Raw genomic sequence first — 22289 nt, 5'->3', positions numbered from 1 at the left:
CTGGTCCTCCCAGATGAACCCAATCCCAGTGTGGGAGCTTGCTCGCGAAGGCGGCAGTGCATTTCACACCTGAATCCGCCCCCGCTTCTCGACCTGAAGGTCTATGCAGTCCGTGGCGAGGATGCATCGGCGACCTCAAGTGAACAGCTGGGTCTTCACTTGTGGTTCATAGGGTGGACGAGGCGCTATCGACTGTTTTGGGCACCCGCTGATCAATCACCCGATACAGCGCACTGTCCTGTGGCCAATTGCGCATGAACCGCGCGCGATCCCGGGCGTAGGCCTGGGCGAAGCTGGCGTGGGTGCGGTGTTGGCACATCGAGTCGAGGTCGATCAGCGCCCAGCGGTCGTGCTGCCAGAACAGGTTGTGGCCCTTGAAGTCGCCGTGGCTGATACGTTCACGGATGAGGTCGGCGAACAAGCGATCCAGCGCCAGCAATTCCGCCTCGGGGGCGTCACCGTTTTGCACGTAAGGGCCGAAGCGCTCGATGATGTCCGGCCCCGCCAGGTATTCGGTGACCAGGTAAGCGCCGCGGCGCAGCCACAGGAAACGCTTTTCCAGCAGCGCCAGGGGCTTGGGCGTAGCGATGCCGAGAAAGGCCAGGCGATGGCCTTCGCGCCAGGAATGCCAGGCGCGACTCGGGCGCCAGAAGCGCTTGAGCCAATGGGCGAAGTTCTTGATGTTGTAGCGCTTGATCACCAAGGTGCGACCGTTCGCCTCGACTTTGCCAACACTGGCCGCGCCGCCGGTCTTGTACAGGTGGCCCTGGTCGAGCAATGCATCGGCCTGCTCCAGCACCGGTATCATGGCCGCTTCTTCATCACGGCGGATCGCCCGCAGGCCAAAGGCCCCGCGCTGCACGCTGAACAGGCTGCATTCGCGCCCGACTTTCGCGAGGAAATCCTTCAGGCGCCAGGCTTGCACTTTGTCGATCTGTTTTTGCAGCGCTTCCATGGGCAGCGCGTGTTCGGCGTTGCCCAGCAGGTAATGCACCAACAGCTCTTCATTGAACGGCTGGAGGGCTTTGGGAAGCTGGGCGAAAAACACCCCAAGGTTCTCCAATACTTTCTGCCGCGACAGCGGCTGCCCTGGGGTTTCAGCGCGGATGCCGGCGCCGTCGATCAAATAGAGCTTGCCGTCGTGACGCAGCAGATTGTCCAGGTGCAAGTCTTCCTGCCACAGGCCTTTGCTGTGCAATTGCGCGATAGCGCCCAGGGCTTCGGCCAGCACCGCCGTCTGTTCGTCGGCCAGCAATGGCAGGTGTTCGACCTGTTTCCAGGCATCCCCCAGGCTCTCGGCGTCTTCGAGCAATTCGAACAACAACCAGCCGCCTTCACCCTCTTTCAGTCCATCGGCCAGCAACAACGGCGTGGTCAGCCCCTGCTCTGCCAGCAGGCGAACGCCTTGCAGTTCCCGCTGGAAATGCCGGGCGGCCTTGTTGCCCACCAATAATTTGGCCAATACCGGCCGGCCACGCCAGACGCCCGCGCCGACGTAACGCTGCCCCGGCAACACCCGTAACAGCGAAAGCAGTTGCAACTTCGCCGGGCCGGCGGCATCGGCCAGTTCCAGGCTCATGGGCAGGCTGGGGATGCGGCCGGCATTCTTCAATTCGGACAGATGCATCAACGGGCTTCCTTATGGCTGCGCCGAGCGTTCAGACGGGTCATCCAGCGGTCGACCAGCCCACTGTCGAGCGGCTGGTCCAGATAACTGGACAGCAACTGGCGCACATCGGCATCACTCCAGACAGAGGCGCGCCGCAGCAAAGGCTCCAGGTCCTTGACCCGATCACGCAGGCCGAACAATAGCGGCCGGGTCTTTTCCAGGTCGATCAATTGCGCCTGATAGCCGTCGGCGGTGGCTTGCAGGAAGATGTGTTTTGGATAGAAGCAACCGTGCACCTGATGCATGCCGTGCAGGCGCCGCGCCAGCAAACCGCAGGCGTTGAGGATGGTGGTGCGCTGCGCCGCCGTCAGGCTCGACCAACGCTGCACCAGTGAATCCAGGTCATCCCAGCCGTCCAGGGCACGGGTCAGCAGGACCGCCCGCACCTCGCCGTTCACCTTGCGCTGACCATAGAACACCGCTTGCAGGGCCGGAATACCCAACTGGCGATAGCGGCTGATGTTGCGAAACTCCCGGGAGAAGCTTGGCTCGCCAAACGGGTGGGACAAGGTCCGGGTCAGGTAATTGCTCTGGCGCTTGAGGTAATAACCCTGCCCCTCCAGGTCCAACCGGAACACACTGCTCCAGCCGTCACCCGAGGTGTTGGGTTCGTCCACCGCGTCCAGTTGCCGCGTCCACAAGGCCTCGAAGCTGTCCAGGCCATGACGTTGCAACAACGCCTGGTCTTCAGCGGCCAGAAAATCAGTCATTCACGCCCCTCGAAAAATCTCACCACGTGACGGATGCGTTTCTTGTCGCACGCATCGAGCCGGTCGCGCTGGCGGTATTGCAGGTAGAACCGCAGGCGCTGCGTGGCCGACAAGTGATACTTGGCCACCTTGTCCAGGCATGCCAAATCCTTGGTAATACGGTACTTGAGCCAGAAGCCGCGCCAGAAGTCGCCGTTCGGGCAGTCGATCAGGAACAGCTTCGCCTGGTCATCGACCAGCAGGTTGCGCCATTTCAGATCATTATGGGTGAAGCGCTGCTCGTGCATGGTCCGTGTGTAACCGGCCAGTTGCCGGCTCACCCCTTCGACCCAGGCCCGGTCGGCCAGCCTTGGATCGCGACGGTCGGCCAGGGCCGAAAGGTCTTCGGTATGCGGCAGCTCGCGGGTGATCAGCGCGCCACGGGCATAGGTCGCGCCGCTTCGCTCCAAGCCCCAGCCCACGACTTCGGCGGTGGGAATGCCCCATTTGGCGAAGCGCTTGAGGTTCTGCCATTCGGACTTGACCCGGGGTTTGCCCAGGTAACGCCGCAAGCCTTTGCCGGCCCCGACGTAGCGCTTGACGTAGTAATTCACGCCATTGCGCTGCACCCGGATCACCTCCGACAACGGATCACGGGTCAAACGCTCCCCTTGCAACGCGAACACCGCCTCGAGGCTGCCGAAATCCTGCGCCAGATCGGCGTAGGCCGGTTCCAGTTTCCAGCCTGACATCAGAGCGCGTCCCCGTATCGCTGCTTGCGGGCATACAGCTTGTTGGCCTTGCCTTCGAGCCAGGCCAGCAACGACGCCTCTTCGGCGAGGATCCGGCGCAATGGCTGCTGGAAATAGCCCTTGAGGAAACGCAGCTTGTCGCGGCGGGTCAAGCCGATGTCCAGCGCCGAGAAATACAGCGCCGCCAGGTCCTTGTTGCGCCAGCGAGTGGTAATGGCTGGACGGGTCTGGGCGCGGTGCAGGTCGATCACCGAAAGTTTGAAATCGGCAGGTGTCACCGGCTTGTCGGTGTGCAGCAGGAAGTGGCAGATGTAGCAGTCACGATGGTTGACCCCGGCGCGGTGCATCATGCCGGTCATGCGCGCCACTTCGGCGATCAGGGCACGCTTGAGTGCCGGTTGCGGCGGCTGCTTGACCCAGTCGATGCTGAAGTCTTCGAGGCTGACGGTCGGCGCCAGCTCTTCAGTGACGATGAACGAGTGCTGGTCTGCCGGGTTGCTGCCCTTCTCGCCGTACGCAACAGCGGTCATGGTCGGCACGCCGACTTCCTGCAAACGCTGGATCGCTTTCCATTCCTGACCTGCGCCGAGTACCGGCAGCTTGGCGGTGAACAGGTTCTTGAAGATCTCGCCCCAACCGATGCCGCGATGGATCTTCACGAAAAATCCACGACCGTCCACCTCCGTGCGCAAGGTGCGCCGGGCTTCCAGTTCGCGATAGACCTCGCCCTTGAGCGCCTCGACTTCGGCGAACGCATCGCGCCCGGCCCAAAGGCTCTTGAACGGTTCGGCCAGCATCAACTTCATTGTGCGTGCTCCGCCAAAATCACATCGGCCGCGTGCTGCGGCATGCTGTAGAGGTCGGCCGTCTCGGCGAAGGCCAGACCGTTGCGGCTCCAGGCCGCCCGGGCATCGGCATCGTTCAACATGCGACCCAGGTACTCGGTGAGTTGCGCTTGTTCAAACGGCTCGTCCAGCACCAGGCCACTGTCGGCCTCCGCGATGTAATGGGCGTACCCACACACTGCGCTGACCAGCACCGGCAACCCGGCCACCAGCGCTTCGAGCAGTACGGTGCCGGTGTTCTCGTTGTACGCCGGATGGATCAACAGGTCGGCGCCCAGCAGGAAACGCGGGATGTCACTGCGGCCCTTGAGGAACCGCACGTTGTCACCGAGCCCCAGTGCGGCGCTCTGCAGTTGGAATACCTTGGGGTCGTCCTGGCCGATTACAAACAGCCGAGTGCGTTTTCTCAATTCAGCGGGCAGCGCCGCCAGGGCCTTGAGGCTGCGATCCACGCCCTTGGTCTTGAACCCGGAACCGATCTGCACCAGCAGCAGGTCGTCATCGGCCAGCTCGAATTCGGCCCGGAACGCCGTACGGATCTGGTCGGCGTCGGCGGGCCGCCGCCGGTCCTGGGCGATGCCCGGTGGCAGCAGGTGAAAGCGCTCGAGCGGCGTGCCGTAGTGCTTGATGAACAGTGGCTGCTGGACTTCGGAAATCATCAGCACGTCGGTCTTGGCGTCCTTGGCGAACACTGCCCGCTCGTACTCGGCGAAATGCCGGTAGCGGCCCCAGCGCCGGTACAGCGAATTGCGCAGGTTCTGCGCCTTGTCTTCGAAGCAGCCGTCGGCGGCGTAGTACACGTCCAGGCCGGGCATTTTGTTGAAGCCGATCAAACGGTCCACCGGGCGCTTGGCCAGGTCGGCCTCCATCCACGCGCTGAGCTTCTCGTTGCGGCGATGATTGAACAGCGCCTTGACCGGCGCCACCAGCACTTCGAAGCCGGGCGGCACGTCGCCTTCCCAGATCAGCGTGTAGACGCGGATCTGGTGACCGCGTCGCTGGCACTCCAGGGCGATGCGCATGAAGTCACGCTGCAGGCCACCGAAGGGGAAGTACTTATAAAGGACAAAAGCCAATTGCATCAGCGCGGCTCCTCAGCCAATAACGTGCTCAGGTGGCTGGCAACACGCTCGGGGTTCAGACGCGTGAAGCACAGGGGCTGCTCGCGTTTCAGGTCAAACCGCCGGGCATCTTCGGCGGTCGGCGGGTAAGTGCATTGTTTCTGCATGCACGGCGCGCAAGGGAAATCACTGGCAAGGTGAATCTGGCCCTTGCCGTAGGCGCCGGTCAGCACCGGATTGGTCGGGCCGAGCAGCGAAATGGTCGGTACGTCCAGGGCCGCGGCCAGATGACCGAGACCGGTGTCCACCGCCACACAGGCCTGGGCACCGGCAAGCACCTTGCCCATCCCGCCGAGGTTCAGCTTCGGCAGCACCAGGGCGTTGCGCAACCCGTTGGCGATGCGTTCGGCCCGGGCCTTCTCGGCGGGGTTGCCCCACGGCAGTTTTACCACCACGCCGAACTGCCCCATGCGTTCGGTGAGCTGGCGCCAGTAGAGCTCGGGCCAATGCTTGGACTCCCAGGTCGTGCCGTGCAGGAACACCACGTAGGGATAGGGGCGTGGCAATTCCACCAATCGGTCGACGTTGAGGCCATAGCTACCCAGCGTCTGCGGCAAGTCATAGCCCAGCGCCAGGGCAAATAGCTGCCGTACGCGCTCGACCGCATGCTGACCGCGAGCCACCGCCAGGCGCCGGGAATAAAAGCGCGCCGCCAGGGGCTCACGCGCCGAATTTTTATCCAGACCGGCCACCGGGGCCTTGACGTAACGGGTCAGCCAGGCACTTTTCAGCAGGCCTTGGGCGTCGATGACCAGGTCGTACTTTTCGGCGCGCACGCTCTGCTTGAAGCGTCGCCATTCGCCACTCTTGATGGTTTGCCAGAGGTTCTTGCGCCAGCGACGGATCGCTACCGGAATGACTTTGCCCACGGCCGGGTGCCAGGTAGGGATTTCGGCGAAGCCTTCTTCCACCACCCAATCGAACTTGATGCCAGGAATCGCCCGCGCCGCGTCGGTCAGCGCCGGCAAGGTGTGGACCACATCCCCCAGCGAAGAGGTCTTGATCAGCAATACCCGCAAGTTACCGAACCTCCACGGGTGTGCCCTGCAGACGCTCCAGGGCCTCGTTCACCGACGACGGCATGAGCTGGCGCAAGCAATTGTAATGACCGAAGCGACAGGTGCGGTCGAAGCACGGACTGCACTCGATGCCCAGGCGCACGACTTCGACCTTGTCGGCCAGCGGTGGCGTGAAGCCCGGCGAGGTGGAACCGTAGACCGCCACCAATGGGCGGTTCAGGGCCGCGGCCACGTGCATCAGGCCGGAGTCGTTGGAGACCACCGAATCGGCGCAGGACAGCAGGTCGATGGCCTCGGCCAGGGAGGTGTCGCCGCTGAGGTTTACCGACTCTTCCCGAAGGCCCGGGATCAGCCGCGAGCGGATGTCTTCCCCCACCGGGTGATCTTTTTTCGAGCCGAACAGCCAGACCTGCCAGCCTTCGCGAATCTTCGCCTCGGCAACCTGGGCGTAATGCTCGGCCGGCCAGCGCTTGGACTCACCGAACTCGGCGCCCGGACACAGGGCCAATACCGGACGGTCCAGGCTCAGGCCGAACTTGGCCAGCGCTGCTTCGCGGGTGACCGGGTCGATCTGCAGGCTCGGTCGTGGATACGGCTTGGGCAACTCGGTCCCAGGCTCGTAGGCCAGGGCCATGAAGCGCTCGATCATCAGCGGATAACGTTCTTTGTCCAGCGTGCGCACGTCGTTGAGCAGGCCGTAGCGAAACTCGCCACGCCAGCCGGTGCGCTTGGGGATGCCAGCGAAGAACGGCACCAGTGCCGATTTCAACGAATTGGGCAACAGGATCGCCTGGTCGTACTGACCGGCCAGGGATTTGCCAATGCGCCGGCGGGTCGCCAGCTCCAGCACGCCGTGGCCGAGCGGGAAGCTCAAGGCCTTGCGTACCTCGGGCATACGCTCAAGGATCGGCCGGCTCCACTCGGGGGCCAGGACGTCGATTTCGCACTGCGGATGACGCTGCTTCAGACACTGGAACAGTGTCTGCGCCATCACCATGTCACCGACCCAGCTGGGCCCAACGATCAGAATATTCATGTGCTTTCCAAAAACGATACGGGGAGGCCTACGCCTCCCCGCCTCGAGAATCACTGTGGCTTAGGTCGTTGCCTGTTGCCCTAATCTACAACACACCACCCATCTACTGCGGAAGCGGGCTTGCTCGCGAAGAGGCCGGCACATCCAGCATCAATGTTGCCTGACACTCCGCTATCGCGAGCAAGCTCGCTTCCACAAGGGGTCTGTATATGTCTTCAGCACGGTGCAACACCGCAAATCCACTGTGGGAGCGAGCTTGCTCGCGATGAGGCCGGCACACTCAACATCAATGTCGCCTGACACTCCGTCATCGCGAGCAAGCTCGCTCCCACATTTAAATCTTCAGCTCAGCCCCAGCTCCCGCCAGATCCGCAGTACCTGCCGACGCTCATCCACGAACTGGTCGCCTGCGATCACCCCGGCATCTTTCTGCAAGGCCTGGCGGTGGGCGGCGGAGCGGTAGGCTTTGTAGGCTTCGCGCAACAGCGTGGCATCTTCGGCCGGCATCAGCCCGACCTCCTGCAACCCGTCCAGAATGCGGATGTTATCGGTGTAGCGCACCAGCGACGGGTGTTCCTCGGACCACGCCAGGGCCGCGTATTGCACCATAAATTCAATATCGACGATACCTCCGGCATCCTGCTTGAGGTCGAAGGGCGCCGTCGCCTCGAAGGCATTCGGCGCGGTCCCGGCGGCGGTGGCCTTGCTGCCAAGGTTGTCGCGCATCTTGGCACGCATCTCGCTGACCTCCTGACGCAGGGTCGGCAAGTCACGCTTGCGTCCCAACACCAGGGCGCGGACCTTCTCGAACGCCTGGCCCACGTCCTGGCTGCCCACCAACACCCGCGCCCGCACCAACGCCTGATGCTCCCAGGTCCAGGCTTCGTTCTCCTGGTAACGGGCAAACGCCCCGAGTGAACTGACCAGCAACCCCGACGCCCCGGATGGCCGCAGGCGCATATCCACTTCATACAGCTGCCCGGAGTTGGTCTGGGCAGTCAGCAGGTGAATGATCCGCTGGCCGAGCCGGGTGAAGAACTGTGCACCGTCAATGGGTTTCGGGCCGTCGGTTTCCGCCTGAGGATCGCCATCGTGGATGAACACCAGGTCCAGGTCGGAACCATGCCCCAATTCCAGGCCGCCGACTTTCCCATAACCGACAATAATGAAGCCCGGATCGCACAAGCTGCCATCGGTGCGCAATGGCACGCCGTGCTTGGCGGCCGTCTGGCGCCAGGCCAGGGCCAGCACTTGTTCGAGAATCGCCTCGGCCAGCCAGGTCAGGTAATCGCTGACTTTCATCAGCGGCAGGCTGCCGGCGATTTCCGAGGCGGCCACCCGCAGGCGGTGCGCCAGCTTGAAATGCCGCAGCGCCTCCATTTGTTGCTCAAGGTCATCCTCGGGGATGCGCGTCAGGCGCTCTCGCAACTCCGCCGCCAACTCCGGTGCCAAGGGCGGCTTGAACAGCCGGCCCTCATTGAGCAATTCATCGAGCAGCAAGGGGAAACGGGTGATTTGTTCAGCAATCCACGGGCTCGCCGCGCACAACGTCAGCAAACGACGCAGGGCGCCGGGGTTTTCCGTCAACAGCACCAGGTAGGCCGAACGGCGGGCCACCGCCTCCACCAAAGGCAGCACCCGCTCCAGCACCAGGTCCGGATCGGCATGTTCCACGGCCTGGGCCAGCAGACGCGGGATGAAGGCGTCCAGACGCTCGCGCCCCAGGCGCTGCATGGCGCGCAGTTGCGGGCTGCCGCGCAGGGCGGCCAAGGCCTTGAGGGCTTTGGGTGCATCGACGAAGCCGCCCTCTTCCAACTGACGACACGCCGCCTCTTCATCCTGGCTGTCTTCCCACAATGGCAACCATTCGCCACCCACCACCACTTCGCTTTCGCCACCCGCCTCTTCATCAGGGTCGGCGATGACCTGGCCGAAATGCCAGGCCACACGCCCGCGCCAGTACATCAATTGCTCGTGAAAGGCCGACCAGTCGGCAAAACCCAGCATGAACGCAATGCGCGCCTGGTCCTGCGGGTTGTCCGGCAACATCTGGGTCTGGCGGTCGGCAATCGCCTGGATCGCATGTTCGGTATAACGCAGGAATTCATAACCCTGGCGCAGCTCGTCGATCACCTTGGCCGGCAGATAGCCCTGGCCTTCCAGAGTCCCCAGCACCTTGAGCAGCGGACGCTGCTGCAAGCTCAGGTCGCGACCGCCGTGGATCAACTGGAACGCCTGGGCAATGAACTCCACCTCACGAATGCCGCCCGAGCCCAGCTTGATGTTGTCGGCCATGCCCTTGCGCCGCACCTCCTGCTGGATCAGTTGTTTCATGGTGCGCAGCGCTTCGATGGCGGAAAAATCCAGGTAACGGCGATAGACGAACGGGCGCAGCATGTCGAGCAATTGCGCACCCGCCACCTGGTCACCCGCCACCACGCGCGCCTTGATCATGGCGTAGCGTTCCCAGTCGCGGCCCTGGTCCTGGTAATACTGCTCCAGGGCATTGAAGCTCAGCACCAGCGCCCCGGCCGAGCCGTAGGGGCGCAGGCGCATGTCGACGCGGAACACAAAACCGTCGACGGTCATCGGGTCCAGGGCCTTGATCAGGCGCTGGCCGACACGGATGAAAAACTCCTGGTTATCCAGCGGTCGCTTGACGCCAACGGTTTCGCCGCCCTCGGGGTAGGCGAAGATCAGGTCGATGTCCGACGACAGGTTCAGCTCCACGGCACCCAGCTTGCCCATGCCCAGGATGACCATCTGCTGCGGCTCGCCGCTGCGCCGTCCGGTGGGTACGCCGAATTGCTGGCTGAGGCGCCGGTACAACCATTGATACGCCTGGTCGATGCAGGTGTCGGCCATGTCCGAGAGGTCGCGGCAGGTCTGGACCAGGTCGGCCTGGCGGGTCAGGTCGCGCCAGATGATCCGTACCTGCTGGCGGGTGCGCTGGCGGCGCAGGACGCGGCCCAGTTCTTCTTCAGTCTCGGCGGCCTGCACGGCGGCACCGATCTGCGCGCACATTTCTCCGGGCGCCAGGCTGCGGTCCAGTTCGCCGCTGCGCACCAGCTCCAGCAGCATCACCGGGTCACGGAGACTCTGCTCGATGACAAAGTCGCTGGCAGCGGCAATACGGTTGAATGCCTCCCAGCGCTGCGGGGTCCAGGCCGATAGCCCGTGATCGTCGTCGAGCAAGGCGACCACCGCACGGAACGACTGCTCGGCACGGTTGACCAATGACTGGAGAATGGCCGGTACCGTTTCCAGTATTGGGGCAAGCGAGGGCAGGCTCATGGTCTATCCTTGATCGGCGCGGGGGAGGCTGGATGTAGTGTTTTTTCGAAAGACACTACCTGATCGACTGTCGAACAAAGATGATAAATAGCTGAAAATCTGATTTTATTGGCAGCCGGCATCAAGTTTTTACCTGTTCGAGTTGGCTAAAGACCAACAGTAACGATTATTCTCACAACGAAACGAGGGGCCATAAGCCGCTCATGTGTAGTTTTACTACTCGTCTATACATTCGAAAGGCTGAAACGGCCGACGATTTGTAGTAAAACTACACGCCGCCGAAACAACCTTCGGCAATCCAAGAATTTATATCGTCTGCCCACAAGGCCAGTCGCAAACTCAGGCAACCGATTCTGGTAGCCTTTCCGCCCTGGAGCAAGCCATGCAAGACCTCGATCCCGTCGAAACCCAGGAATGGCTGGACGCCCTGGAATCGGTTCTCGACAAAGAAGGCGAAGACCGTGCTCATTATCTGATGACCCGTATGGGCGAACTCGCAACCCGCAGCGGTTCGCAACTGCCCTACGCCATCACCACGCCGTACCGCAACACGATCCCCGTTACCCACGAAGCACGCATGCCTGGCGACCTGTTCATGGAACGCCGCATTCGCTCGCTGGTACGCTGGAACGCGTTGGCCATGGTCATGCGTACCAACCTGAAAGATTCTGACCTGGGCGGTCACATCTCCAGCTTCGCCTCCAGCGCGACGCTGTATGACATCGGCTTCAACTACTTTTTCCAGGCCCCGACCGACGAACACGGCGGCGACCTGATCTACTTCCAGGGGCACGCATCGCCAGGCGTCTACGCCCGTGCGTTCATGGAAGGCCGTATTTCCGAAGACCAGATGAACAACTTCCGCCAGGAAGTGGACGGCAACGGCCTGTCTTCGTACCCGCACCCTTGGCTGATGCCGGACTTCTGGCAGTTCCCGACCGTTTCCATGGGCCTGGGCCCGATCCAGGCGATCTACCAGGCACGCTTCATGAAGTACCTGGAAGCCCGTGGCTTCATCCAGCCAGGCAAGCAGAAAGTCTGGTGCTTCATGGGTGACGGCGAGTGCGACGAGCCGGAATCCCTGGGCGCAATCTCCCTGGCCGGCCGCGAGAAACTGGACAACCTGATCTTTGTCATCAACTGCAACCTGCAGCGCCTCGACGGCCCGGTTCGCGGCAACGCCAAGATCATCCAGGAACTCGAAGGCGTGTTCCGTGGCGCCCAATGGAACGTCAACAAAGTCATCTGGGGCCGCTTCTGGGACCCACTGCTGGCCAAGGACGTCGACGGCATCCTGCAACGCCGCATGGACGAAGTCATCGACGGCGAATACCAGAACTACAAGGCCAAGGACGGCGCGTTCGTCCGCGAGCACTTCTTCAACTCGCCTGAACTCAAGGCCATGGTTGCCGACTTGTCCGACGACGAGATCTGGAAGCTCAACCGTGGCGGCCACGACCCGTACAAGGTCTACGCGGCGTACCACCAGGCGGTCAACCACAAAGAGCAGCCAACCGTCATCCTGGCCAAGACCATCAAGGGTTATGGCACCGGCGCCGGCGAAGCGAAGAACACCGCGCACAACACCAAGAAAGTCGATGTCGACAGCCTGAAGCTGTTCCGCGACCGCTTCGACATTCCGGTCAAGGACAGCGAGCTGGAAAACCTGCCGTTCTTCAAGCCCGAAGAAGGCAGCGCCGAAGCCCGTTACCTGGCCGAGCGCCGTGCCGCACTGGGCGGTTTCGTGCCGCAGCGTCGCGCCAAGAGCTTCAGCGTTCCGACCCCGCCACTGGAAACCCTCAAGGCGATCCTGGACGGCTCGGGCGACCGTGAAATCTCCACCACCATGGCCTTCGTGCGGATCCTCGCGCAACTGGTCAAGGACAAGGAAATTGGCCAGCGCATCGTTCCGATCATCCCGGACGAAGCCCGTACCTTCGGTATGGAAGGCATGTTCCGTCAGTTGGGCATCTACTCGTCCGTCGGCCAGCTCTACGAGCCAGTCGATAAAGACCAGGTGATGTTCTACCGCGAAGACAAGAAGGGCCAGATCCTCGAAGAAGGCATCAACGAAGCGGGCGCCATGAGCTCCTTCATTGCCGCCGGTACTTCGTACTCCAGCCACAACCAGCCGATGCTGCCGTTCTACATCTTCTACTCGATGTTCGGCTTCCAGCGTATCGGCGACCTGGCCTGGGCGGCCGGCGACAGCCGTACCCGTGGCTTCCTGATCGGCGGTACCGCGGGCCGGACCACGCTCAACGGTGAAGGCCTGCAGCACGAAGACGGCCACAGCCACATGCTGGCCGGGACCATCCCGAACTGCCGCACCTATGATCCGACCTACGGCTACGAGCTGGCGGTGATCATCCAGGACGGCATGAAGAAGATGACCGAAGAGCAACAGGACGTCTTCTACTACATCACCGTGATGAACGAGTCCTACCAGCAGCCAGCCATGCCGGCCGGTGTCGAGGCAGGCATCGTCAAGGGCATGTACCTGCTCGAGGAAGACACCCGCGAAGCGGCGCACCACGTCCAACTGATGGGCTCGGGCACCATCCTGCGCGAAGTGCGTGAGGCAGCGAAGATCCTGCGTGAAGAGTTCAACGTCGGCGCCGACGTCTGGAGCGTCACCAGCTTCAACGAACTGCGTCGCGACGGCCTGGCCGTAGAGCGCAGCAACCGCCTGCACCCTGGCCAGAAGCCAAAGCTGAGCTACGTCGAAGAATGCCTGAACGGCCGCAAAGGTCCGGTCATCGCGTCCACCGACTACATGAAGCTGTTCGCCGAGCAGATCCGCCAGTGGGTTCCTTCCAAGGAATTCAAAGTGCTGGGCACCGACGGTTTCGGCCGTAGCGACAGCCGCAAGAAGCTGCGTCACTTCTTCGAAGTCGACCGTAAGTTCGTTGTGTTGGCAGCCCTGGAAGCCCTGGCTGACCGTGGCGATATCGAACCTAAAGTGGTGGCCGAAGCCATCGCCAAGTTCGGCATCGATCCGGAAAAACGCAACCCACTGGACTGCTGAGGAGAATTTTCGTGAGCGAACTCATTCGCGTACCTGACATCGGCAGCGGTGAAGGTGAAGTAATTGAACTGTTTGTGAAGGTCGGCGACCGTATCGAAGCCGACCAGAGCATCCTGACGCTTGAATCGGACAAGGCCAGCATGGAAGTGCCTGCGCCGAAGGCCGGTGTCATCAAGAGCCTGAAAGTGAAGCTGGGCGACCGCCTGAAAGAAGGCGACGAACTGCTGGAGCTGGAAGTCGAGGGCGCCGCTGCGGCGCCTGAAGCGCCCGCCCCTGCTGCTGCCCCGGCCGCGGCTGAAAAGCCTGCCGCCGCACCGGCTGCCGAAGCGGCTCCCGCGCCAGCTGCTGCGCCTGCCGCTGCCACGGTCCAGGACATTCATGTCCCGGACATCGGCTCGTCGGGCAAGGCCAAGATCATCGAAGTGCTGGTCAAGGTTGGCGACACCGTCGAAGCCGACCAGTCGCTGATCACCCTGGAATCCGACAAGGCCAGCATGGAAATCCCATCGCCGGCTGCCGGCGTGGTGGAAAGCATCGCGGTCAAGCTGGAAGATGAAGTGGGCACAGGCGATTTCATCCTCAAGCTGAAAGTAGCCGGTGCCGCCGCACCTGCCGCGCCCGCCCAAGCCGCAGCGCCTGCCGCCAAAGCTGAAGCCGCTCCGGCTCCGGCTCCGGCTGCCGCGCCAGCCGCCAAGGCCGAGGCCGAGGCTGCTCCGGTTGCCGCCGCGCCTGCGCCAAGCGGTGCCAAGGTGCACGCCGGCCCTGCGGTGCGTCAGCTGGCCCGTGAATTCGGTGTCGAGCTGTCCGCCGTCGGCCCAAGCGGCCCTCACGGTCGCGTGCTGAAAGAAGACGTGCAAGCCTACGTCAAGGCCATGATGCAGAAGGCCAAGAACGCACCAGCCGAAGGCGCTGCTGGCGGCGCAGGCATTCCGCCGATCCCGGCGGTGGATTTCAGCCGCTTCGGCGAAACCGAAGAAGTGGCCATGACTCGCCTGATGCAGATCGGCGCGTCGAGCCTGCATCGCAGCTGGCTGAACATTCCGCACGTGACTCAGTTCGACCAGGCCGACATCACCGAGCTGGAAGCTTTCCGCGTTGCGCAGAAGGCCGTGGCGGAAAAGGCCGGCGTCAAGCTGACCGTGCTGCCGCTGCTGCTCAAGGCCTGTGCGCACCTGCTCAAGGAACTGCCGGACTTCAACGCCTCCCTGGCCCCGAGTGGCAAGGCTGTGATCCGCAAGAAATACGTGCACATCGGCTTTGCCGTCGACACCCCGGAAGGCCTGCTGGTACCGGTCATCCGCAACGTCGACCAGAAGAGCCTGCTGCAACTGGCTGCCGAAGCCGCTGCCCTGGCCGAAAAAGCCCGGAACAAGAAGCTCACCGCCGACGACATGCAAGGCGCCTGCTTCACCATCTCCAGTCTCGGCCACATTGGCGGCACCGGCTTCACGCCGATCGTCAACGCGCCGGAAGTGGCGATCCTGGGTGTTTCCAAGGCCACCATCCAGCCGGTCTGGGACGGTAAAGCCTTCCAGCCGAAGCTGATGCTGCCACTGTCGCTGTCCTACGATCACCGTGTGATCAACGGCGCCGCCGCTGCACGCTTCACCAAGCGTCTGAGCGACCTGCTGGGCGACATCCGCACCATCCTGCTGTAACACCGAGCGGCCCTCCCTTGCGGAGGGCCATTCGGAGCACTGTTTTCCGAGCGCCACGCTCGTACCTCAACCCCGTCCGTTTGGCGGGGCTTTTTTTGCCTGGAATTCAGGCCAGGTGCATGGATGTTGGCTGTGCCGGCCCCATCGCGAGCAGGCTCGCTCCCACAATAGATTTTTGGCGCTGCACAGCACTTTAAACTGGCATCTCTCCCCCTGTGGGAGCCTGCTCGCGATGGCGGTCTGTCAGGCAACCCCGGCATTTTCCTACCCCGCAAGTTTTAAATGACTACACCCCCTGTTAGTCATTACCCACAACCTGCGCCCCCTTCCCTATCGATATTTATGGCGCGCCGGGCTTTAGCATCAAGACCGCCAAGGCAACTTGATGCTTGCCCCCACTACTAAAACTTCGAATGGATTCGAATATGTTCAAACCTACCGTTGGCCCCATCGTCGGCCACACGACAACGGACCACGCGCGGATATTCCTGCGCGGCGATCGCGGCAACAACCGGGTATTCGCCGGTATTCGCCACCGGCGCCAAGGCGATACACGCTGGTCGAAAGGGCATTTTGTCCATTTGAAGGCCTACCGCGACATGTCCGATGTCATCGTGTTGAAAGGCCTTCAACCCGATACCGCCTACGAGTACCAGGCCGGCTGGTTCAGCCCCTTGAGCCCGACCCATACCGTGGAAACCGTCCAGGAACTGCCGCTGCAATGGCCCGGGAACACCTACTGCTTACGCACGCCGGCCAGCAAAACCGACGCACCACGCGCTTATATCGTGGGCTCTTGCCGCTACTTGCGAATCGCCGCCGGCACCCCGTTGCTACCGGGGCTTGGGGACCGCACCTTTGCCGGCATCAACCGCATCGTGGCGCAGGCCGACCCACCGATCAGCGCGATATTGATGACCGGCGACCAGGTTTATCTGGATGACCTGAATGTCATCGGACCGGACCAAACCTATCAGAACATCCTTTTCAGATACCGATCGGTATTTAGCCAGCCACATATCCGGAAACTGATGTCTGGCGTCCCGACCTACATGATCCTTGACGACCATGAGATCGAAGACAACTGGCCCGCCAGGAAAACCGCTAACGACGATGTTCTATACGCCAATGCCATGGGCGCTTATGGGCTTTATCAGGCCAGCCATGGGCCCGCCCACGAACTGTCGAGCGACGGGACATTGAACAAGTCGTTAACCCGCTACTGGTACACCTTCACCCACGGCGATATCCAATGGTTCGTCACCGACAGCCGGACGCAACGCAACCTGTCGGCGAATGACCGGCGCATCCTCGACGAGGAGCAGGAACAGTCCCTGCTCCAATGGCTCATCGACAGCCCCGCCCGGGTCAAACTCGTCGTGACCAGCGTCATGTTCTTCCCTGACAGCAAGCACGATGACGGTGACGCCTGGCAGGCCTTCCCGGAACAACGCCTGCGCCTGCTGGAAACCATACGTCGCCATCGGATCAAAAACGTGGTTTTCGTCTCGGGCGATGTCCACGGCTCCATGACCAGCCGCCTGCGTCACAGCGAGGATCCTGATTTCGAGGTCAACACCGTGGTTTCCTCGCCGTTCTACAACAGTAAATTGCTGCCTTTTGCGAAAGCCTCGGATTTTATTTTCCACAGGCCCATGGCCCGTACCCAAAGCGGTGAGTACCGCTATGAACTGACCAGCAAAGTGGTGAGCCAGGACAACTTCGCCCATCTGCAGGTCACGGCCCAGAGCCTTCAAGTCACCTTCCACGACCGGGACGGCAACCCTTTGCAGACCGTCGATATCCCACTGCAATGATCTTCCACGCCCTCTGATCGGTCGGCGACTGGAGAAATCCTCTCGTCGGCCGATAAAAGGTTTATAGCACTTGGCCTTCATGTCTCTTGTCAGCCAGTGCCGCAATGATGCAACCTTGCGCCAATCCGTAATAACGAGGGCGTCAGCCCGGCGCGATCAGCATTTTCGAAGCGAGTTTCCCCATGAAAAGCCAACCCGATGCCGCCAGCCGTATGGCGGCCGAGGTAGTGACGCAGTTACCGGTGCCCTCGCGGCTCGGTATGCTGCGTTTCGAACGGCTGAATGAAGCAAGCTGGGCGCTGTTGTTCCTCGATCCCAACTGCGAGCGATACTTCGGCCTGCCGGCGGTAGAGCTGTGCTCGCTGGTCAGTTCGCCCTACGCCAGCTTGATGGAACCCGAAGCACGCTATCAGTTGCACGACGCCATCCAGCAACAATTGGCCCAGGCCGCGCATTACCAGATTCGCTACACGCTCCACACCGCCAAGGGCCCGATGAACGTGCTGGAGACGGGTGAAGCCTATAAGCAACACAATCGTCATCTGTTGCGCGGCTACCTGCTGGCGGTGGACAATTTGTTGCAGGGCGAACCCTCTATGCCGGCCCTGGACCTGGAAACCCAGAATTCACGCCTGCAGATCGCCCTGGAACTGAACCAGCGCGCCCAGCAAGAGCAGCTCCAGCACCTGGACCGGGTACGCGCCCAACAGGACCTGATCCTGCTGCTGACCCGTCAGCGCTACAGCGCCAACAACTCCCTGCTCGAAGCCGCCGAACTCATCACCCGCAGCGCCTGCGACATTTACCAGATCGACTGCGCCAGCCTCTGGAACCTGGACGATGGCAAACTGGTACCGATTTCCGCCTACAACCGCGCGTCCCAGGCGTATTTCCTGCCTGCGGTGATCGATGCCAACGACTTTCCCGACTACATGGAGGCGCTGCAGACCTGCCGCGCCATTGACGCCCACAATGCGATGCGCGACCCGCGCACCCGGGAAATGGCCGAGAGCCTGCGCGCCCGTGACGTCAATGCCATTCTCGACGCCAGCGTGCGTATCGACGGCCAGGTGGTGGGCGTGCTGTGCCTGGAGCAAGTGGGCGTCACCCGCGCCTGGCAGTCGGATGAAATCGCTTTTGCCGGCGAGCTGGCGGACCAGTTCGCCCAGGTCATCAACAACCACAACCGACGCACCGCCACCAGCGCCCTGCACTTGTTCCAGCGCGCCGTGGAACAGAGCGCCAACGCGTTCCTGCTGGTCAATTGCGACGGTGTGGTGGAGTACGTCAACCCGAGCTTCACCGCGATCACCCAGTACACCACCGAGGAAGTCCACGGCCAGCGCCTCTCCGAACTGCCAGCCCTGGAGAATCTCAGCGAGCTGCTGTTCGACGCACCCTCGGCGCTGGCCCAGAGCAACAGTTGGCAGGGTGAGTTCAAGAGTCGGCGCAAGAACCTGGAGCCCTACTGGGGCCAGTTGTCGATTTCCAAGGTCTACGGCGATAACCGCGAGCTGACCCACTACATCGGCATCTACGAAGACATTACCCAGACCAAGCTGGCCCAGCAGCGCATCGAGCGCCTGGCGTACACCGACAACCTGACCAACCTGGGCAACCGTCCGGCGTTCATTCGCAACCTCGATGAACGCTTCGCCCGGGACAGTGATTCGCCCATCAGCCTGCTGCTGGTGGACATCGACAACTTCAAGCGCATCAACGACAGCCTCGGCCACCAGACCGGTGACAAACTGCTGATCAGCCTGGCCCGGCGCCTGCGCAACAGCTTGAGCCCCAGCGGCAGCCTGGCGCGATTCGCCAGTAACGAATTCGCGGTCCTGCTGGACGACACGAGCCTGGAAGCCGGGCAGCAGATCGCCAGTCAGTTGCTGATGACCCTCGACAAGCCGATGTTCGTCGATAACCAGTTGATCAGCGTGACCGGCTCCGTCGGCCTGGCCTGCGCGCCGCTGCACGGCCGCGATCCGCAGACCCTGATGCGCAACGCCGGCCTCGCCCTGCACAAGGCCAAGGCCAACGGCAAGCACCAGGTCCAGGTGTTCACCGAAGCACTGAATGCCGAGGCCAGCTACAAGCTGTTCGTGGAAAACAACCTGCGCCGCGCCTTGACCCAGAACGAACTGGACGTGTTCTACCAGCCCAAGTTGTGCCTGCGCAGCGGTCGCCTGCTGGGCATGGAGGCGTTGCTGCGCTGGAACCATCCGGAAAAGGGCATGATCCGCCCGGACCAGTTCATCAGCGTGGCCGAAGAAACCGGCCTGATCATTCCCATCGGCAAATGGATCGCCCGCCAGGCTTGCCGCATGAGCAAACAGCTGACCGCAGCCGGCCTGGGTAACCTGCAAGTGGCGATCAATCTGTCACCCAAGCAGTTTTCCGACCCGGACCTGGTCGCCTCCATCGCCAGCATCCTCAAGGAAGAACAACTGCCGGCCCGGCTGCTGGAACTGGAGCTGACCGAAGGCCTGTTGCTGGAAGCCACCGAAGACACCCACTTGCAGCTCGACCAGCTCAAGCGCTTGGGGTTGACCCTGGCCATGGACGACTTCGGCACCGGTTATTCGTCGCTCAGTTACCTGAAGAAATTCCCGATCGACATCATCAAGATCGATCGCAGCTTCATCCACGAAATCCCGGACAACCAGGACGACATGGAAATCACCTCGGCGGTGATCGCCATGGCCCACAACCTGAAACTCAAGGTCGTGGCCGAAGGCATCGAAACCGCCCAGCAACTGGCGTTTCTGCGACGCCACCGCTGTGATGTCGGCCAGGGCTACCTGTTCGACCGGCCGATCCCCGGCGCCGAGCTGATCGAAAAGCTCAAGCGCTACCCCGCGGGCCGCTCGTCTGACGGCCGTAGCCCCCCCTACGTCTATCCCCTCGCCACGGTTGTCGCTTTCTTAACGAATCGGCATTGGGCACACTGACGGTCTATTTCGCTCAACTCAATCTGACTGAGAGGACTGATAAATGGTCTTGCGCTCGGAAATCCTGGTGAACAAAAACGTGCTCCCTACTCAAGAACAAGCCCTGCCTGGCCGTGAAACCCCAATGACCGTGCCGGAAAAACACTTCGTCCACGACGCGCCGCTGCTGGGCCCGTTTGCCATGGACGTGGATTTCGCGATCTTCGGCCTCGGCTGCTTCTGGGGTGCAGAGCGCAAGTTCTGGCAGCACGAAGGCGTGGTCAGTACAGCGGTGGGTTACGCCGGCGGCTTCACGCCGAACCCGACGTATGAAGAAGTCTGTTCGGGGCTGACCGGCCACAGTGAAGTGGTACTGGTGGTCTATGAACCGGCAAAAGTCAGCTACGAGCAGCTTCTGAAAATGTTCTGGGAACTGCACAACCCGACCCAGGGCATGCGCCAGGGGAATGACATTGGCACCCAGTACCGTTCGGTGATCTATGCCACCAACCCGGCTCAACTGGCGGCGGCCAAACACAGCGAGCAAGTATTCCAGGCCGAGTTGACCAAGGCAGGCAAAGGCACCATCACGACCGAAATCGAAGAAGCACCGACGTTTTACTTCGCCGAGGCCTACCACCAGCAGTACCTGGCGAAAAACCCTGAAGGCTATTGCGGGATTGGCGGTACGGGCGTGACCTGCCCGATCTGACCTTTACACCCCAGACCCAGTGTGGGAGCTGAGCTTGTGGGAGCAAGGCTTGCCCGCGATGCAAACACCTCGGTGCATCTGATAGACCAAGGCGATGCCATCGCGAGCAAGCTCAGCTCCCACAGGGATTTTTGTCAGTTGCAGCTCTGTGAATACCCCACAACCCATGTGGGAGCTGAGCTTGTGGGAGCAAGGCTTGCCCGCGATGCAAACACCTCGGTGCATCTGATAGACCAAGGCGATGCCATCGCGAGCAAGCTCAGCTCCCACAGGGATTTTTGTCAGTTGCAGCTCTGTGAATACCCCACAACCCATGTGGGAGCTGAGCTTGTGGGAGCAAGGCTTGCCCGCGATGCAAACACCTCGGTGCATCCGATAGACCAAGGCGATGCCATCGCGAGCAAGCTCAGCTCCCACAGGGATTTTTGTCAGTTGCAGCTCTGTGAACACCCCACAATCCATGTGGGAGCTGAGCTTGTGGGAGCAAGGCTTGCCCGCGATGCAAACACCTCGGTGCATCCGATAGACCAAGGCGATGCCATCGCGAGCAAGATCAGCTCCCACAGGGATTTTTGTCAGTTGCAGCTCTGTGAACACCCCACAACCCATGTGGGAGCTGAGCTTGTGGGAGCAAGGCTTGCCCGCGATGCAAACCCTCGGTGCATCCGATAGACCAAGGCGATGCCATCGCGAGCAAGCTCAGCTCCCACAGGGATTTTTGTCAGTTGCAGCTCTGTGAACACCCCACAACCCATGTGGGAGCGAGCTTGCTCGCGATGGCGCCTTTCCAGGCGCCATCGATGCATCAGCTCTCAGCGATCAACCAATCCATCTGCCACCCACCCTGGGTCTGCCCCAGCTTTTTCGACAGCCACGGCAGCAGTTCACGCAACTCTTCCTCCAGCCCCCACGGCGGGTTGGCAATCGCCAGGCCGGAACCGTTCAGGCTGTTGGGCGTCGCCAATGGGTGCACCAACAGTTCCACCCGCAACAGCTTTGGCGCGCCCGTGCCGGCCAGGTCCTGGTAGAAGCGGCGCAACATCCGCTGGTCCTTCACCGGGTACCAGATCGCCGCCACCGTCTGGCGCATCCGGCCAATGGCCTCCTTGAGGGAGGCGGCGCAGCGCTGCATCTCGTCCAGCTGTTCGAAAGGCGGATCGATCAGCATCAGGGCACGCTTCTCTGCCACCGGCAGCAGCGCCCGCGGCACATGCCAGCCCTCACCCAGGTGGACCGCCACGCGACGGTCGCCTTTCATGTTGTCCTTGAGCAACACGCCGTCTTCAGGGTGTTTCTCATTGAGCAGCACACGGTCCTGCGAACGGGTCAGGCGCCGCGCCAACTCCGGCGAGCCCGGGTAGTAGCGCAACTGCCCGTCCGGGTTCATCTCGTGCAGCACCTTCATGTAATCGGCGGTCAGCGGCGGCAGATCGCTCTCGCCCCACAACCGCGCAATGCCTTCCAGGTACTCACCGGTACGGTTGGCCTGGTCACCCTGCAAGTCGTACAACCCGATACCCGCATGGGTATCGAGGTAGGCGAAGGGCTGCTCCTTGCGCGACATCAAGGCGATGAGGCGGGTCAAGGTCAGGTGTTTGAACACATCGGCGTGATTGCCGGCGTGGAAGGCGTGGCGATAATTCATGGCGGCTCCTGCGAAGGGCGACGAGTTTACCTTGAAGCGCGTCGGACGTCAGGGGTTCGCAGCCCAGCGGACAG

14 protein-coding genes are annotated in these 22289 nt (G+C 62.0%); 5 read left to right on the top strand and 9 right to left on the bottom strand.

Annotated features, from left to right (window positions below):
• Positions 1-166: 166 nt before the first annotated feature.
• The 8 genes from KI235_RS02630 to glnE form a co-directional block, all read right to left on the bottom strand.
• Positions 167-1627 carry a lipopolysaccharide kinase InaA family protein gene (locus KI235_RS02630; RefSeq protein ID WP_028237536.1) on the bottom strand — a complete coding sequence of 487 codons (1461 nt, stop codon included), beginning with the start codon at positions 1625-1627 and terminating at the stop codon, positions 167-169.
• Positions 1627-2379 (bottom strand): lipopolysaccharide kinase InaA family protein, encoded by a 753-nt coding sequence (locus KI235_RS02625; RefSeq protein ID WP_003197112.1) that lies wholly within the window; start codon positions 2377-2379, stop codon positions 1627-1629. The genes KI235_RS02630 and KI235_RS02625 overlap by 1 nt, the downstream gene beginning before the upstream one ends.
• Positions 2376-3110 (bottom strand): lipopolysaccharide kinase InaA family protein, encoded by a 735-nt coding sequence (locus KI235_RS02620; RefSeq protein WP_003197110.1) that lies wholly within the window; start codon positions 3108-3110, stop codon positions 2376-2378. The genes KI235_RS02625 and KI235_RS02620 overlap by 4 nt, the downstream gene beginning before the upstream one ends.
• Positions 3110-3916: a lipopolysaccharide core heptose(I) kinase RfaP gene (gene rfaP, locus KI235_RS02615; RefSeq protein WP_003197105.1), complete on the bottom strand. Its 807-nt coding sequence runs from the start codon at positions 3914-3916 to the stop codon at positions 3110-3112. The genes KI235_RS02620 and rfaP overlap by 1 nt, the downstream gene beginning before the upstream one ends.
• Positions 3913-5037 carry a glycosyltransferase family 4 protein gene (locus KI235_RS02610; protein ID WP_003197103.1) on the bottom strand — a complete coding sequence of 375 codons (1125 nt, stop codon included), beginning with the start codon at positions 5035-5037 and terminating at the stop codon, positions 3913-3915. The genes rfaP and KI235_RS02610 overlap by 4 nt, the downstream gene beginning before the upstream one ends.
• Complete coding sequence (waaC, locus tag KI235_RS02605) at positions 5037-6095, bottom strand: lipopolysaccharide heptosyltransferase I (RefSeq protein WP_003197101.1); 1059 nt, start codon at positions 6093-6095, stop codon at positions 5037-5039. Before waaC ends, KI235_RS02610 begins: the two co-directional genes overlap by 1 nt.
• Position 6096: 1 nt before the next feature.
• Positions 6097-7131 (bottom strand): lipopolysaccharide heptosyltransferase II, encoded by a 1035-nt coding sequence (waaF, locus tag KI235_RS02600; RefSeq protein WP_003197099.1) that lies wholly within the window; start codon positions 7129-7131, stop codon positions 6097-6099.
• Between the two features lie 342 nt (positions 7132-7473).
• A complete protein-coding gene (gene glnE / locus KI235_RS02595) occupies positions 7474-10425 on the bottom strand; it encodes a bifunctional [glutamate--ammonia ligase]-adenylyl-L-tyrosine phosphorylase/[glutamate--ammonia-ligase] adenylyltransferase (RefSeq protein ID WP_212795477.1) in 2952 nt (983 codons plus the stop codon).
• Positions 10426-10807: 382 nt separating this feature from the next.
• On the opposite strand from glnE, the gene aceE reads away from it, so the two are divergent.
• From aceE to msrA, 5 genes are all read left to right on the top strand, one after another.
• Positions 10808-13453 carry a pyruvate dehydrogenase (acetyl-transferring), homodimeric type gene (gene aceE, locus KI235_RS02590; RefSeq protein WP_003197095.1) on the top strand — a complete coding sequence of 882 codons (2646 nt, stop codon included), beginning with the start codon at positions 10808-10810 and terminating at the stop codon, positions 13451-13453.
• An 11-nt stretch (positions 13454-13464) separates the two neighbouring features.
• On the top strand, positions 13465-15111 hold the full coding sequence (gene aceF, locus KI235_RS02585) for a dihydrolipoyllysine-residue acetyltransferase (RefSeq protein ID WP_114731315.1): 1647 nt from the start codon (positions 13465-13467) through the stop codon (positions 15109-15111).
• Positions 15112-15536: 425 nt separating this feature from the next.
• A complete protein-coding gene (locus KI235_RS02580; RefSeq protein ID WP_013692113.1) occupies positions 15537-16928 on the top strand; it encodes an alkaline phosphatase D family protein in 1392 nt (463 codons plus the stop codon).
• A gap of 182 nt (positions 16929-17110) precedes the next feature.
• A complete protein-coding gene (locus KI235_RS02575; RefSeq protein ID WP_244864274.1) occupies positions 17111-19879 on the top strand; it encodes a GGDEF and EAL domain-containing protein in 2769 nt (922 codons plus the stop codon).
• A 43-nt stretch (positions 19880-19922) separates the two neighbouring features.
• Positions 19923-20570 (top strand): peptide-methionine (S)-S-oxide reductase MsrA, encoded by a 648-nt coding sequence (msrA, locus tag KI235_RS02570; protein ID WP_003197088.1) that lies wholly within the window; start codon positions 19923-19925, stop codon positions 20568-20570.
• 805 nt (positions 20571-21375) lie between these two features.
• On the opposite strand, the gene rlmJ is transcribed toward msrA, so the two are convergent.
• Positions 21376-22215, bottom strand: a complete 840-nt coding sequence (gene rlmJ / locus KI235_RS02565) for a 23S rRNA (adenine(2030)-N(6))-methyltransferase RlmJ (RefSeq protein ID WP_003197086.1) — start codon at positions 22213-22215, stop codon at positions 21376-21378.
• Positions 22216-22289 lie beyond the last annotated feature (74 nt).

The sequence above is a fragment of the Pseudomonas sp. St386 genome (assembly GCF_018325865.1).
GTDB lineage: Bacteria > Pseudomonadota > Gammaproteobacteria > Pseudomonadales > Pseudomonadaceae > Aquipseudomonas > Aquipseudomonas brassicacearum.
Note: the sequence above shows the minus strand (reverse complement) of the source record. Positions and strands in the feature narration are given on the sequence as shown.

What these genes read in the sequence shown, in the direction of transcription:
- KI235_RS02575 (WP_244864274.1), top strand. Translation starts at nt 17,111, where the DNA reads ATGAAAAGCCAACCCGATGCCGCCAGCCGTATGGCGGCCGAGGTAGTG.
- waaF (WP_003197099.1), bottom strand. Translation starts at nt 7,131, where the DNA reads ATGAATATTCTGATCGTTGGGCCCAGCTGGGTCGGTGACATGGTGATG.
- KI235_RS02630 (WP_028237536.1), bottom strand. Translation starts at nt 1,627, where the DNA reads ATGCATCTGTCCGAATTGAAGAATGCCGGCCGCATCCCCAGCCTGCCC.
- glnE (WP_212795477.1), bottom strand. Translation starts at nt 10,425, where the DNA reads ATGAGCCTGCCCTCGCTTGCCCCAATACTGGAAACGGTACCGGCCATT.
- KI235_RS02625 (WP_003197112.1), bottom strand. Translation starts at nt 2,379, where the DNA reads ATGACTGATTTTCTGGCCGCTGAAGACCAGGCGTTGTTGCAACGTCAT.
- aceE (WP_003197095.1), top strand. Translation starts at nt 10,808, where the DNA reads ATGCAAGACCTCGATCCCGTCGAAACCCAGGAATGGCTGGACGCCCTG.
- msrA (WP_003197088.1), top strand. Translation starts at nt 19,923, where the DNA reads ATGGTCTTGCGCTCGGAAATCCTGGTGAACAAAAACGTGCTCCCTACT.
- rfaP (WP_003197105.1), bottom strand. Translation starts at nt 3,916, where the DNA reads ATGAAGTTGATGCTGGCCGAACCGTTCAAGAGCCTTTGGGCCGGGCGC.
- KI235_RS02580 (WP_013692113.1), top strand. Translation starts at nt 15,537, where the DNA reads ATGTTCAAACCTACCGTTGGCCCCATCGTCGGCCACACGACAACGGAC.
- KI235_RS02610 (WP_003197103.1), bottom strand. Translation starts at nt 5,037, where the DNA reads ATGCAATTGGCTTTTGTCCTTTATAAGTACTTCCCCTTCGGTGGCCTG.
- rlmJ (WP_003197086.1), bottom strand. Translation starts at nt 22,215, where the DNA reads ATGAATTATCGCCACGCCTTCCACGCCGGCAATCACGCCGATGTGTTC.
- KI235_RS02620 (WP_003197110.1), bottom strand. Translation starts at nt 3,110, where the DNA reads ATGTCAGGCTGGAAACTGGAACCGGCCTACGCCGATCTGGCGCAGGAT.